The organism is Pseudovibrio axinellae (genome assembly GCF_900110875.1).
Classification (GTDB): Bacteria; Pseudomonadota; Alphaproteobacteria; order Rhizobiales; family Stappiaceae; genus Pseudovibrio; species Pseudovibrio axinellae.
Window position 1 is genome coordinate 1 of sequence record NZ_FOFM01000026.1, and the last position, 13,550, is coordinate 13,550.

Sequence of the window (13,550 nt, forward strand, 5' to 3'; positions counted from 1 at the left end):
CGCTTATCGATGGCCCGAAACAAATATTTCCATTGACCCTTAACCTTCACATATGTTTCGTCGACACGCGAAGAGAACGACAGCCGATTTTGATAGCACAAACTACGCTTTTCTAGTTCCGGAGCGTCGTGCTGAACCCATCTGTAGAGGGTGGTGTGGTCAGCATCAACGCCGCGCTCATTCAGCATTTCCTCAAGATCGCGGTAGCTGATGCCATATATACAATACCATCTCACCGCCCAAAGAATGATCTCTCCCTGGAACTGACGATACTTGAATTCTGACATTGCAAATCCCCCACAACGTAGCGATCATGCAGGCAAGGCCTCAAACTTGCAACAAAGCCGTCGAACTTGTGGTGCTTGTCGGGGTTGTATTTAAACTGCATAAAGTGGGTCTTCGAGAAACGAAATCGCTGAAAACCTATACATTTTCAGTAATTTCTGCAACAACGCCCATATCAGCAAGGATAGTAGGCGCAAATGGATACGATGCCCTCAGAGACAGACGTCACCACTCATTTCGAGGAGTTTGCTCTAACCCCGCACACTTTGGGCCACGTATACTTTGCCGGAAACCTACCCGCACCACCACCGCTTGCCTATCAGGTTCATTTCCCTCGAATCGAAATGGTGCTGGACGGTCAATTGGTTATGGAGGTTGGCAACAACACTGGCGAAGACACACGCCATGCTATGGATAAGGGCAGCGTGCTCTATATTCCATCAGAAAGCTGGAATAAGCCGGTTTTGACAAAACCGGTCGAAACCTTAAGCATACTGTTTGGTAAACAAAGCTTCGGAATCAGTATTTTACGATGGAATGGAGAAAATTTCGACAAAGCGATCAAGCGCAACGTGCTCCGTCGCGGCCCGCGCACCGGCGCTTTTATCATACAAGCGCTCGAAGAATTGCGATGGCACAACCAAGACCAGCAAACCGCTCGTCTCGTCGTGGCTTCCCTGCTCAGCCACATCAGCGAGATCACCCACTCCCCACCGGAAATTCTTTCGAAAAGCAAGGCGTTATTCGAAGCCGTACGCGCTTATGTCGAGCAACATTACCATGAGGCGTTGACCCGTGAGACGGTCGCTCAGCACTTCTACGTCTCACCTAATTACCTATCTCAGCTCTTCACCAAAGAGGGCAAGTTTAAGTTTAACGAGTACCTCAACCACACTCGGCTCGAACGCGCGAAGTGTCTGCTCCAGGAATATGATATGAAAGTCAAAGAGGTAGCGCATCGCTGCGGGTTTACCGACAGCAACTACTTTTGCCGCATTTTCCGAGCGCAGACTGATCGCTCGCCCTCAGAGTACCGCGCGCAATATCGCTGTAAAATGTACTCCGCTACAGAGTGATGGAGGTTCCCGGAGGCGCAACGCGAACCTTGTCGAGCGCGCATAAAACGATTTCAGGGTTCTTTAGGAAAGTGCTGGTGTATGTTCGTAAAACGCGTCTTTTTTCAAAGCGTTCGCTGCCTTCGATGTTGATGTCAGCAACAATCACCACTGCATCTGCCGAAGCAATATCAGCATCCATTAGCACATTGTCAGAGCCAAACGCTCCCTGCGTTTCTACCATAATAGAGTGCCCAGCTTTTTTGGCCATCTTTTCAAGGAGCTCTGCAGCCATGTACGTATGAGCGACGCCACTCATACATGCTGTAACACCCACGATTTTCATAGAGACGCCCTTAAACTAAAGGAACCTAATGCGATACGATATTAGGTTCCGTTCGTGTATAGGCGTTCAGCTGATAAACATCAATAAGATGCTCAATCTCAGCAGCGACCATTATGCCATCTGCACAGATATTATCCAGACGATCCGCACATCACGTTATCAACTTAACTTGAAATTTCTTGCAACAACGGGGTTCAGGCACAAATCAGGCGTTAATCATGGCAGCCTGTTTCCATTGTGCAAATGCGTTAAGGTGCTGCTCGCGGATGTTGCTTGCACAGCGTTGATGGTGGGGTGTCACAAAGAGATTACGTAGGCCTTAAAAGCTTGCAAGAGATCTTTGCAATTGCCCCGGAGATTTGAACCTTTGCATGGCTCGCTCTCGTTTCCGCCGAGGCAAATGCGAGTTTTCAGCGCGGTTGTTCAAACCTTTGTGGGTCCAATGTTCAACATCGGGCATGACTTTACGTTTCGTGGCACCGTAAAATCCGAGTTTATCGGTGACTATCCGCTTTGGGGCTCCACCTTGCTTTCTCAAAAGGCAGGTTAGCAAACGCTTGGTGGCTTTGGTATTGCGCCGTTTCTGAAGGATTTCATCGAGGATGCATCCATCCGATCAACGGCCCGCCAAAGATAATATCTTTCTCCTTGAATGGTGACGACGACTTCGTCCAAATGCCTGATATCGTCATTGTCAGGCGTTTTGCGGGGCAGCTGGCGAACCTAAGCTGGCCCATATTTGATCCCCCACCGGCGCATGGTTTCATAGGAGACAACAATGCCACGCTCTAGCAGCATTTCTTCAACTTCGCGCAGGCTCAGCAAGAAGCGATGGTAGAGCCAAACGACATGAGCAATGATCTGCGGCGGAAATCGATGGTGCTTCTAACTGATCGGGGCTGAGGTCATGCTACACAAGTAACCGCGCAGACTGGTGCCAAAGTTAATGTGACAACATCTCTTGCGGGTGTGGACTGACGCGGCCCGTGTTAAGCGGGTGGGCTAATATAGATTCTGCCAAAAAGTAGCCAATCAGTCGGACAACGATATTCTTCGCAAACGTTGATACTAGTCAGCCCGCTACGGTTGGCTCCGCTTTTGTCCATAACGCCCTTTCCTGCAATCAACGGCGAGTCTTTCAAAGCTCATTCAACTCCAAATCATCAATATATTCTTGAAATGTACGCACAGCGCATATGACGTGGTAGAGCGAGCTTGCAGGGGCTGGCTCAGTGACAAACGTGCCATCGTTTCTCATCTTGTCGAACCACAAGCCTCGAGGGGTAGTGAGAACGTAATTGTTCAAGGCTTGAACGGATTTTTTTAGAGATTGCATGTGCTGCAGGCGCACCTCACCATCGTTCAGCTGCGCTTGAAGGATGCTGGATTTCATCCACTCCGTCTGGCCCCACAGCCGTGCCGTCTGATCAATGGGCTTAAAGTTGCGATCGGTGGCCATAATGGCAACCTGACGATCTGCATCAATGCCATGCTGCACACCAATTTCATGAAGGTTGGCAGCAACCTCTAGCGCTTGCTTGCTTTTGCGCAGCACCGCCCAACGGGCGAGCAGCCATGCCCATTCGAACTGATGGCCGGGTTCAACCCGCTCACCAGCCTCGCCAGCGATCGGCATCCAGTTGCGATTAAAGAACTCACCAAGACCAGAGATAGGGTCGATAAATCGGGTAAGGGCGAGCTCGGCGATCTCGTCGGCTACAGCAGTCCACGGCCCGTTCGCATCTACCTCCTCCCACGCTAGCATGGCTTCAAACATATGCATATGCGGATTGGAACACAGTGGCTCGACCGGCGTGGCAGCTTCCTCAAAGCCATGCTCGGGATGTTTGTAGCGGGTTTGCAGCAGATCGAGCAGGGCCAGAGCCTGCGGGTAAACCTCCTGCATCTCCTTTTCTCCAATTGCGGCCACAGAGGCAAAAGCTAGCAGCGCAAACGCTTGATTGTAAAAATCGAAACTGTCATCGATGAGCGCACCATTGACGCTGGCCAGTGTCCCGTAGTGCCCGTCCGCCGTCTTGTAGTTGCCTGTCATATGGTCAAGCCCATGGCGGGCCGCAGTCTGCCACGGACCTTTCCAGCCCATTTTGCCTGCTTCACAGAACACATAAGTCATGCGCGGGTTCAAACGTCCCCGGCGCGGTGCCAGCGTGTCTTTGGCCTCAAGGCTAATTGCTTCGGCAAAGCCACCATTGACGTCGTCTAGACCTTCTGTACTCCAGAGCGGCAATACATCCTCGAAGAGCCACTGTTGGAGTGCCTCTGCCCCCTTCTTCAAGTCCAAAATCAAATCGGCATCGTCCATTTTTAAGATTGTGCGGTTCATACGACGCTCTCCTTCTTATTGTTGACTGTTATTTCCCAAAGCCATCGCTATGCACCTCCTTAGGGAACGGCGCTTCATAGTCACCAGAGAAAATGTATGACCGCACAATGGCCGGCAGATCGTCATGAACTACGTCCCATTTTGCGGACATTTTTCAAATTGACTGTATGCCGCCATTTGATCACTCAAACCTTTGTAGACTTGAAGATCAGAAGACGGAGGCAAAGGCCGTCCTCAACACAATGACCGCCCTCGAATGCCCGACGTTTGAGCGTGTCAATGCGAGCTGGATTTACCGGGTAAGGGCGTGCAGTGAGCAAGCGGTTCATTGCGCAACAGCGCCTTTCAAAATACGGCTTACTGCACAACTCTATTAATCGAACGGTCCAAGATCAGCGCAAACTTCAATGCGCGGCGGATTGCTTTTCGCTGTCATCAAGAAAGTCCGTGAGAATATCGACGATAAGCTGATGGTCGTCTTCTTGCTGAAGGCCTGAGACGGTGATTGCGCCGACCACCCCTACATTGCGGATAGTGAGCGGGAAGCTACCTCCATGAGAAGCGTAGTCTTTTTCTGAGACACCGCTGTCTTCATACATGCTCTTGCCCTTGGCTTTGTAGTAGTTATGCAGGTACCAGGTGCTGTGATGAAAGCGTTTGACTGAGTTACGCTTGCGGCGCACCCATTCTGCATTGTCTCCACGGGCTCCAGGCATGATGACGTGAAAGACATTCAGGTCATTGATGGTGATATCAATCGCCAGACCGGCACCAATGCTTTCTGCTTTTGCTTTAAGCGCACAGCCAAGTTCCCATGCGCGGTCCAGTGTAAAATCAGAGAACTGCAGGCTTTTTTCCTGATCCAAGAGAACATTCAAAAGATTTGTCATGAGGCACCTGTAAAGAAAACAGTTTTCTTATCCGTGTTGCTGCGATAGGCAGCCTCAATCACACGGATAGTGGTGAGGGCTTCGTCGGGTGCGACCGGCACGGGCGCACCCTCACGGATCGCTCTCACCATTTGCTGATAAAAGCACTCATAGCCACCAAGCTTTGTCGGGATTGTGTGCTGTTTGCCTTCGCAATCTGTAAAGGTGCCATATAGCGCTTCCGGATCGGCGCCCCAGCCAGGTGAGGTTGGCCCCTTTAACTCGCGCAGCATCTCTTCCTGTGTATCCATGCCAAACTTGATGAAAGCCCCCTCGTTACCAAACACCTGAAAGCGTGGGCCTTCTGCTGTGCTAAGATTGTTGCCATGCAATATGACATCTGTTTCTGCATAGGACAGCAAGAGGTGGAAGTGGTCGACGGCTTGAGCCCCGGGGCGCTGATTGCGCAAGTTTGCAGTGACGCTGCGAGGAGCTCCAAACAGCGCGACGGCCTGATCAATCAAGTGGGAGCCGAGATCATAGAGGATGCCAGCGCCGGGTTGATCGTTTTCTCGCCAGCGGTCCTTAACGGCAGGACGGTAGCGGTTGTAACTGGAAAAGAAACTATGCACCTGTCCCAGCTTACCATCTTCTATCAGCTGTTTAATGGTGAGGAAATCACCGTCAAACCGGCGGCTTTGGTAGACACTCAGTTTTTTTTGCTTTTTTTCAGCCAATGCAAGGAGAGGTTCGCCTTCATCAGCCCCAATACAAAACGGTTTCTCGATAACAACATGCTTGCCAGCCCGTAGCGCCTGCTCAGCATAGGGCGCATGAAACTTATTTGGCGTGGCAATGATGATCAGGTCTGCTTCGCCTGTATTGAGAAGATCGTCTAAAGAATTGAAGACAGTGGCTTGTGGGAGCTGAGCTTTCACAGTGTCTGGCTTGCTGGAGACAACACTGGTGAGCGAAAGGCCCTCAACGCTTTCTAGAATGGGAGCCTGGAAGCTTTGTCCAGAGATTCCAAACCCTACAATGGCGGTTTTGATGGGGGACATGAGCACATGCCTTTCATGAGAAACAAAGAGGAGCAGTCCGCTTGGTTGGGGCTGCTAAGGCTGGGTGATGACCCGGTGGTAGTGACCGGATCATCAAGGGACGGAACTGGCTACCTACTGGAGCTCCAACTCTGCTTTGAGGGTTGCCTCAATTTCTGCCACAGATGCAGCGCTCATGAGCTTGTTGCGGAACTCTTCCTGCATGATGCGGCGCGCTAGTTTAGAGAAGATCTTCATGTGTTGATCTCCTGCCGCATGCTTGTTTAAGGTCAACATGATCACGAACTGTACCTCTTCATCACCCCACGCGATTGGATTAGCCAAGCGGGAAACGCTGATCGCGGACTGTTCGATGTGTTCTGACTTTGTGTGTGGGATGGCAAAGCCAAATCCTATGCCGGTTGAGAAGACATCTTCGCGGGCCCAAAGGTCATCTGCCAGCTTGTCGCGATAGCGGCAGCGGTCCGCTAGGAAGAGGTTATCGGATAGGGTTTTGATAACCTCTTCCTTCGAACGCACATCAGCGTCAAGTGTGATGCAATCCTGGGAGATAAGCGGTGCATCAGACTGTTCCATGCGAAACTGTGCGAGAAGGTGCTCAACTTCTAGTGAGGTACGGCATTCCATGGCCTTGTTCAGCAGAATACGGCATTCGCGGCTGTCAAGTCTGGAGAGACGCTCTTTGGTCGCTGAAATACTTGGGGCACTCATGCTGATTTCATCAAGACCCAAGCCCACCAGCAATGGAAGCATAGAGCCTTTCGCGCCTAGCTCACCGCACAGCCCAACCCACTTACCATGGTGATGGACGGAACTAACGATATGGTCCAGAGTGCGTAAGAAAGCAGGATTCAAGCTGTTGTAGTGTTTAATGACCTTCTCATTGTCGCGGTCGACAGCCATCAGGTACTGTGTCAGGTCATTACTACCGATACTGAAGAAATCGACTTCTTCGCAGCATTGGTCGATAATGAAGGCCACAGACGGTACTTCCACCATGATGCCCAAAGGGATTTTTTCATCAAACGGAATGTGCTCCTTGCGCAGGTCCTGACGGACCTCGGCCAGAACACCCTTCACCCAGAGGATCTCTTCCAAAGAGGAGACCATTGGGATCATGATTTTCACGGAGCCGTGCGCAGAAGAGCGCAAAATAGAGCGTAGCTGAGCTTTGAATAGGTCAATAAATTCTTCATAAATACGAACTGCGCGGTAGCCGAGGAATGGGTTGTTTTCTGCAGGGATCTTCAGGTAGTCCACCGGTTTGTCGCCACCGATGTCGATAGTGCGGATAATGATAGACTTGCCTTCCGCAGCTTCCAAAGCCTGGCAGAAGATGTTGTAAAGCTCATCTTCATCTGGCGCGCTGGTGCAGTCCATGTAGAGCATTTCCGTTCGGAACAGACCAATGGCTTCCGCGCCATTATTGAATGCAGGACCTGCTTCAATCGAGTGTGCGATATTGGCGGCCAGCTCAAATGGTTTGCCGTCGGAGGTCATACCTTTCTGATCGCGGTATTCTGCCTGACGACTTTCGACTGTGTCTTTCACATGCTGTTCTTGAGCGTAGTAACGTGATACAGGCTTGGTGATATCGGTTACTACGAGGCCCAGATTGCCATCCACCAACACCTGTGCATCCAGTTTGTCGCTCAGTTTGGTTTCATCAAGACCAACCAGAGTTGGAATCGCGAAGGAACGTGCCAGAATGACCGTGTGCGAGGTGCTGCCGCCATTTGTCAGGATCAAGCCTTTCAGCAGGGACTTGTCCAACTCAAGGAACTGGCTTGGGGTGAGGTCGTTTGCAACGCAAACGGTTGGTCCGTTCAAAACGAGTTGGTTGGAGAACTCCTCTTCGCAGTAGATCGCTTGCAGCAACTGGAAACAGACATCGCGAATGTCTAACTCACGCTCGCGCATATAAGAGCTTGCAGAGTTCTTGAGCTGAACACTGTAGTGTTTCGCGGTGGAAATCACAGCTTCCGCAGAGCTTTTTCCCTTTGTCAGATTGCCTTCCAAAGTGGCTTTAAACTCAACATCACGCAGAATGGCTTCGTGAGCCTTGATAACATCCGATTCCGTCGCGTTTGCGCTTGCCAGCTGCACTCTAAATGTACGGGCAAGGGCATCTAAGCCTTTGACTAGTTGATTTTTTTCCGCTTTTGCGCCTAGCGCATCGGGTAAGTCTGTGAGGCTATCGAAGTTAACAGTGCCCACGCGAACCAATGTGCCCTGGCCAAAGCCGCTGCTTACCGCGCGACCCCGTACACACTCTGCGTTTAGATTGCCGAAGTTGCGTGGCAAAGGAGAAAACTCTCCCTCATCTTCAGTAACACTTTCCAATGGTGCGTCGCAGTGTTCAAACTCTGTATCGATGAAGTTTTTAAGTTTTGAAAAGGCTTCATCTTCATCGTTGCCTTCAATAATGATGGAGCACTTATCGTTGAAAAGTGTATCTGTGCCTATTAGAGATAGAATACTCTTCGCGTTTCCCGTAATTCCCGTGCGGTTATTGGTCCACTTTATTTCGGATGTGAATCTATTGCAGATTGCCTCTACGTGATTTGCTGGGCGGGCGTGTACACCATTTGGCAACTCGCAAGTAAAAGAGACTGTTTTCATTATTGTTACCCCAGAATCGAGAATGGATCTCGCGGTAGCTGTTGGTCAAAATGTAGCGAGGAACCAGAGCGATCTCTATTAGACAAAATCTCGAAATACTGGATATATGTTAGATAATTGATTCGCTCATATATCGCTCATAAATACTGCGAATATCAGTATCAAGATTTTACTGAAAATATATTGAAAAAATAGAGATCATAAATAGCTGAGTAAATTCATTAGGTTAACTCTAAGTATCCCTGATAATGAAAATTCCTGATCGTAGGTATACCTATTTTTGGAACACTGTAAAACTAACAAATATCTAGTTAAAAATGATTTTGTCCTCTATTTGAATAGCACAAAAAAATTACATGCTGATTGTGATCTCTTGAGGGTCCTCTCGGCCCTCTCCTTAAGAAATCCAGATCGCTATTCAATTTTAAGCTCTTTGGGAGGAGTGTCAGATGAATGATCTAATTATGATCTTTAGGAACACGCGTCAGCACTTGATGACGGGCGTATCTTATATGATCCCTTTTGTGGTTGCAGGTGGTATTTTGCTGGCTGCTTCGGTGATGATTTACGGTGAAGGTGCTGTTCCCACCGAAGGCACCTGGTTACATGATCTGTTCATGATCGGTGTTACCGGGTTCCAGCTTATGGTACCAATTCTGGCGGCCTATATCGGTTATTCGATAGCTGACCGCTCCGCGCTTGCTCCGGCAGCCATTGGTGCCTTCATCGGCGCTAACATGTACAACACCGGCTTCTTCGGTGCTATCTTTGCAGGCCTTCTGGCTGGTATCGTGGTGCACTATCTGAAAAAGATTAAGGTGCCGTCTTTTGCACGCTCCATCATGCCAATCTTCGTTATTCCTATCATCGGCACGTTCATCACTGCTGGTGCGATCGTGTGGGGCATCGGTGAACCAATCGGACTTGCAACAGCTTCTCTGACTGAGTTCCTGAAAGGCATGCAGGACTCTAGCATTGTGCTACTCGCAATTGTCATGGGCTTCATGCTTGCCTTTGATATGGGCGGGCCTGTAAACAAAGTCGCCTATGCATTCGTGATCCTATGCGTTGGCGAAGGTATCTACAACGTGGCAGCTATCAGCGCAGTTGGAGTAGCAGTGCCATCCGTCGGCATGGGTCTTGCGACCGTCCTGAACAAAAAACTCTATGAGCCTTCTGAGCGGGAGGCTGGTCGCGCATCTTTCCTAATGGGCACCATGGGTATCACTGAAGGTGCAATTCCGTTTGCTGCTGCAGATCCTCTTCGGGTCCTGCCAAGCATAATGATTGGTACAGCAGCTGGTACAGTAACTGCGGCTCTGTTGGGTGTTGAATGTTTCGCTGCTTGGGGTGGCCTTATTGTACTTCCGGTTGTTGAAGGTCGCTTCGGTTTCATCATCGCTCTGGCCGTCGGTTCTATTGTCACTGCTGTGCTGGTCAACACTCTCAAGTCAATGCGCAAAGATAAGGCAAAAGAAGACAAATCTGTCGATGACAGTGATCTGGATATTCAGTTCGGTTAAGTCGCTTAAGTCAAAAATCTAATAACGACGAAGTAGAAGTGCAAAAATCATGACACACTTAGTTGCAGTAACAGCATGTCCGTCTGGTGTAGCTCACACATACATGGCCGCAGAAGCAATAGAGCATGCCGTGAAGGCAAAAGGGTGGACCTGCAAGGTTGAAACCCAGGGCTCCATCGGAATCGAAAACGAACTGATCAAAGATGATGTTGCCGCAGCAGATGTGGTGATCCTGACAAAGGACATCGATGTTCAGGGTCAGGAACGCTTTGAGGGCAAACTGATCGTTCGTATCGGCGTCAGTGACGCGGTAAAGCGTGCAGCTGCTGTACTGGACAAGATCGAAACCCATCTCCAAGAAACTGCTTGATCCCCATGCTTGCCGACAGGGGGCTTTCGCCCCCTGTCTCAATCCTCCAACCACACAGTTTTTGAAGTCCAGCGTTATCTAGGAGCGATAAATGAGTGCTCCTTTATACGGAAAGAGAAAACCAGCTCGCGCAACGCGCCCACATCAATCTCAAAAACCCGTATCATGTACCGCAGCACTGTCTGAAACTCAGTCTTGTGCGACTCCCAAGATTGAAAACACCTCGCTAGATTGTATGCGGTCTTCTGCACAATTTTCAGTAGGTCGCCTGTGGAGTCGTGCAGGAGCGTGATGTTGGTGTTAAACCTGTTCAGAGCGCAGATGCCATCTACCTAAACGGGTGATGTCACGTTAACTTTCGGGCCAGATTGATAGGATAGCAGAGATGTATGACCTCAGTTCCGATCAGTTACAAACGTCATCGTTTCCACCCGAGATCATAGCTCACGTTGTTGGCTCTATCACCGCTTTTCGCTCAGCCTGCGCGAGGTGGAAGAAATGCTGCTGGAACGGGGCATTTTGGTCTCAATTGAAACCATCCGGCGCTGGGGTATTAAGTTTGGCCCAGCTTATGTTGGCCGGTTGCGCCGGAAAAAGGCCAGCAACGATGATGTCTGGTATCTGGATGAGGTTGTAGTCAAAGTCCAGGATCAGCGATATTACTTGTGGCGGGCCGTTGATCAGGATGATTACCGATAAACTCGGCTCTTATGGAGCGGCAAAATGCAAGGTGATGCCGACTGTCGAGCACCTCAGTCATAAGGGGCTCAACAATCGCTCAGAGAACTCGCATTTGCCCTTGCGAAAACGCGAGCGAGCCATGCAAAAGTTCAAGTCGCCGGGCCAGCTTCAAAGATTTCTGGCAGTCTTCTCAGGCCTGCGTAATCTCTTCATTCCACCTCGCCACCAACGTTCTGCAATCGACATTCACCTCCACCGCATCAACGCTTTCTCACAATGGAGATAGGCGGCTATGTGTTATGACCTGCAATCATAATCGACTCGGCTTGCAATCATCGCGATTTTCGGCTCGAATTATTTGCATCTATCCGAGGGGGCAAACCCACATTATTTGCGAATGAACTCAGATTGTTTGCAACCAGCTTGCATTTATCGAGCCGAACCCACTTTACGTGCGAATATAAATATTAAGCAGTTTCAATACATTGGATGTGTCTCGAAACTCATCGTGTTTGAATTGACCTAAACGTAGATTTTCAGATGCAATTTCAAGACAAGAAGATCCTGCTTCTACGGGACCGGCCTCAACGGGGAACAGAGCGTCTTGGAAACGACCGTATTCCGTACGGTTCAAGATTACTTTTTATCCTCTCTTTGCAAATCGAACAGCTTTCCACGACTTGCGGAAGTAAGAATACTGTGTTTCAATTGCAATCATATTGTAGCACATATGTATTTCATAGGAGTGCAAGATGGGTTCTGAGTTTTTTAAAAGAAAGTGGCTACTGGGAACATTTGCCAGTTTCTCGGTTTTGATATGTTTGTTTTTAACACAACCATCTTTGGGGCAATCTGATAATCGAGAGATAGGGCCAATTAGTGAGCCGCTTGGCACATTGAATATGCAGACCTGGCGGGTTCCGGTTAAGCTTGAAGACAGCAGCGGAATGATCATTCTGGAAGCAACCACATACCTTCCTGATGGCGTAGGTCCATTCCCGCTGGTGATTATCAATCATGGAGCAAATCTGGATGCTCCGAGTGACGGTCCATGGGACTATCGCCCTGATGATGCAATAAGATGGTTTCTCACAAGGGGGTATGGAGTTGTCGTTCTTATCCGCAGAGGATACGGACGGTCGGAGGGAAAACGGTCGCCGTTAGAGACCTCTACCTGGTCAAGCGCTAAAAAATCCCTTGATGAGCGGGCGAACGACATCAATAGTACAGTGGATTATTTTCGGAGACAGTCTTTTGTTGATGGTGATCGCATCGTTCTGACTGGAATATCGGCTGGTGGAAATGCTGTTCTTGCAGCTGCAAGTAAAAATCCAGAGGGGGTAAAAGGTGTGTTCACGTTTGCTCCAGGCGGATGGAATATCAATCGTAATGAATTTAAACGAGCAGATCTGGTGGAGCATGGGTTTAAAGAACTTGGTTCAGCCAACAAACTTCCAATTCTCTGGGTTTATGTAGAGAATGATCAAGATTATAGCCCGAAACTCGCTCGGTTCTTTTTTGACGCATACACGGCAGAGAGTGATGCAGATCAAGAACTCATCATTCTTCCACCTAGTGGTGAAGACGGCCACGATCTCTTCCAAAGAGACGATGGCTCAGAGGCTTGGGGACCGCTTGCTGAAACGTTTCTAGAGCGGGTCATGCATTAGTATGTTGCCCCCCCTAACTTATATGGCCGTATGATTGCTGTTTGATCATGTGAACAGCCTGCTGGCGGACAAAAGAGTTCTTACTTAATCCGTCAGCGTGAAGGTAATGGGTCTAACCCTAATTGAAATCGTCTAAGGCCCAGTCATGCCCCTAGCGACTGAAACGCTCAGTTAGTTCTCTGCTATTCGCCCCCGCAGCGAATGACCGGTTTATACCCGCACTCCGCCGTTCGCATTTAATGTGGGTTCGGACTTATAATTGCAGGCTGGGTGCAAACAATGTGGGTTCATTCGCAAATAATGTGGGTTTGAGTTTCCAGATAAAATCATTTAATTCGGGCTCAAAATAGTGATGATTGCAAGCCAAAGTGATTATGATTGCAGGTCGCCACAGCTATGCTTCGCGCTTAAAATCCGCATGGCGAAAGCTCTTACTGCAAAATTCAAGTTAAGTTGATCGCACCTATACGATCCTAGTACAAACACCTTTGGTGTTTTAAGTCAAAATGGTATTCCAAGAACCATGTTCCGTCCTAATGACGGAATCAAATATTGGCATCGTCAATAAAGTATGAGGGTGTTGTCACCTTCACCTGATGATGAACGTAAAAGGCTGCGGTAGACATATCTCAGGCCGGAGTTTAAATAACGCGTTTCCATTCGATGAAAGCGTTGATGCAGTTGCCCTGAATGGTGAACACAACTTCATCCAGATGCCACCCGA

Annotated in this window: 10 protein-coding genes and 2 pseudogenes; 5 read left to right on the forward strand and 7 right to left on the reverse strand. The window is 49.3% G+C overall.

All coding sequences use genetic code 11. The features are described from left to right. On the reverse strand, nucleotides 1–287 hold a 287-nt coding region (locus BMZ51_RS22280; protein WP_139201459.1), incomplete at its 3' end, for a DDE-type integrase/transposase/recombinase. A gap of 195 nt (nucleotides 288–482) precedes the next feature. Between BMZ51_RS22280 and BMZ51_RS22285 the strand changes: the two genes are divergently transcribed. Further along, complete coding sequence (locus BMZ51_RS22285; protein WP_203416206.1) at nucleotides 483–1,361, forward strand: helix-turn-helix transcriptional regulator; 879 nt, start codon at nucleotides 483–485, stop codon at nucleotides 1,359–1,361. Here the strand turns inward: BMZ51_RS22285 and BMZ51_RS22290 are convergent. From BMZ51_RS22290 to ptsP, 6 genes and pseudogenes are all read right to left on the reverse strand, one after another. Then, nucleotides 1,351–1,686 (reverse strand): PTS fructose transporter subunit IIB, encoded by a 336-nt coding sequence (locus BMZ51_RS22290; RefSeq protein ID WP_068008918.1) that lies wholly within the window; start codon nucleotides 1,684–1,686, stop codon nucleotides 1,351–1,353. The two genes, BMZ51_RS22285 and BMZ51_RS22290, sit on opposite strands and share 11 nt — an antisense overlap. A gap of 205 nt (nucleotides 1,687–1,891) precedes the next feature. After that, nucleotides 1,892–2,547, reverse strand: a pseudogene (locus tag BMZ51_RS22295) (IS6 family transposase). Nucleotides 2,548–2,824: 277 nt separating this feature from the next. Then, nucleotides 2,825–4,030 (reverse strand): AGE family epimerase/isomerase, encoded by a 1,206-nt coding sequence (locus BMZ51_RS22300; protein WP_203416208.1) that lies wholly within the window; start codon nucleotides 4,028–4,030, stop codon nucleotides 2,825–2,827. Between the two features lie 404 nt (nucleotides 4,031–4,434). Then, on the reverse strand, nucleotides 4,435–4,920 hold the full coding sequence (locus BMZ51_RS22305) for a heme-degrading domain-containing protein (RefSeq protein ID WP_068008922.1): 486 nt from the start codon (nucleotides 4,918–4,920) through the stop codon (nucleotides 4,435–4,437). Next, complete coding sequence (locus BMZ51_RS22310; RefSeq protein WP_068008927.1) at nucleotides 4,917–5,960, reverse strand: oxidoreductase; 1,044 nt, start codon at nucleotides 5,958–5,960, stop codon at nucleotides 4,917–4,919. The genes BMZ51_RS22305 and BMZ51_RS22310 overlap by 4 nt, the downstream gene beginning before the upstream one ends. Before the next feature lie 114 nt (nucleotides 5,961–6,074). Then, complete coding sequence (gene ptsP / locus BMZ51_RS22315; RefSeq protein ID WP_068008931.1) at nucleotides 6,075–8,582, reverse strand: phosphoenolpyruvate--protein phosphotransferase; 2,508 nt, start codon at nucleotides 8,580–8,582, stop codon at nucleotides 6,075–6,077. Nucleotides 8,583–9,031: 449 nt separating this feature from the next. On the opposite strand from ptsP, the gene BMZ51_RS22320 reads away from it, so the two are divergent. The 4 genes and pseudogenes from BMZ51_RS22320 (at nucleotide 9,032) to BMZ51_RS22335 (ending at nucleotide 12,826) form a co-directional block, all read left to right on the forward strand. Beyond that, entirely contained in the window at nucleotides 9,032–10,105 is a 1,074-nt protein-coding gene (locus BMZ51_RS22320) for a PTS fructose transporter subunit EIIC (RefSeq protein ID WP_068008933.1), read from the forward strand. 49 nt (nucleotides 10,106–10,154) lie between these two features. Further along, on the forward strand, nucleotides 10,155–10,475 hold the full coding sequence (locus tag BMZ51_RS22325; protein ID WP_068008936.1) for a PTS fructose-like transporter subunit IIB: 321 nt from the start codon (nucleotides 10,155–10,157) through the stop codon (nucleotides 10,473–10,475). Nucleotides 10,476–10,860: 385 nt separating this feature from the next. Further along, nucleotides 10,861–11,442: pseudogene (locus BMZ51_RS22330) on the forward strand (IS6 family transposase). A gap of 616 nt (nucleotides 11,443–12,058) precedes the next feature. Then, a complete protein-coding gene (locus BMZ51_RS22335) occupies nucleotides 12,059–12,826 on the forward strand; it encodes an alpha/beta hydrolase family protein (RefSeq protein WP_208979630.1) in 768 nt (255 codons plus the stop codon). The last annotated feature ends 724 nt before the right edge of the window (nucleotides 12,827–13,550 follow it).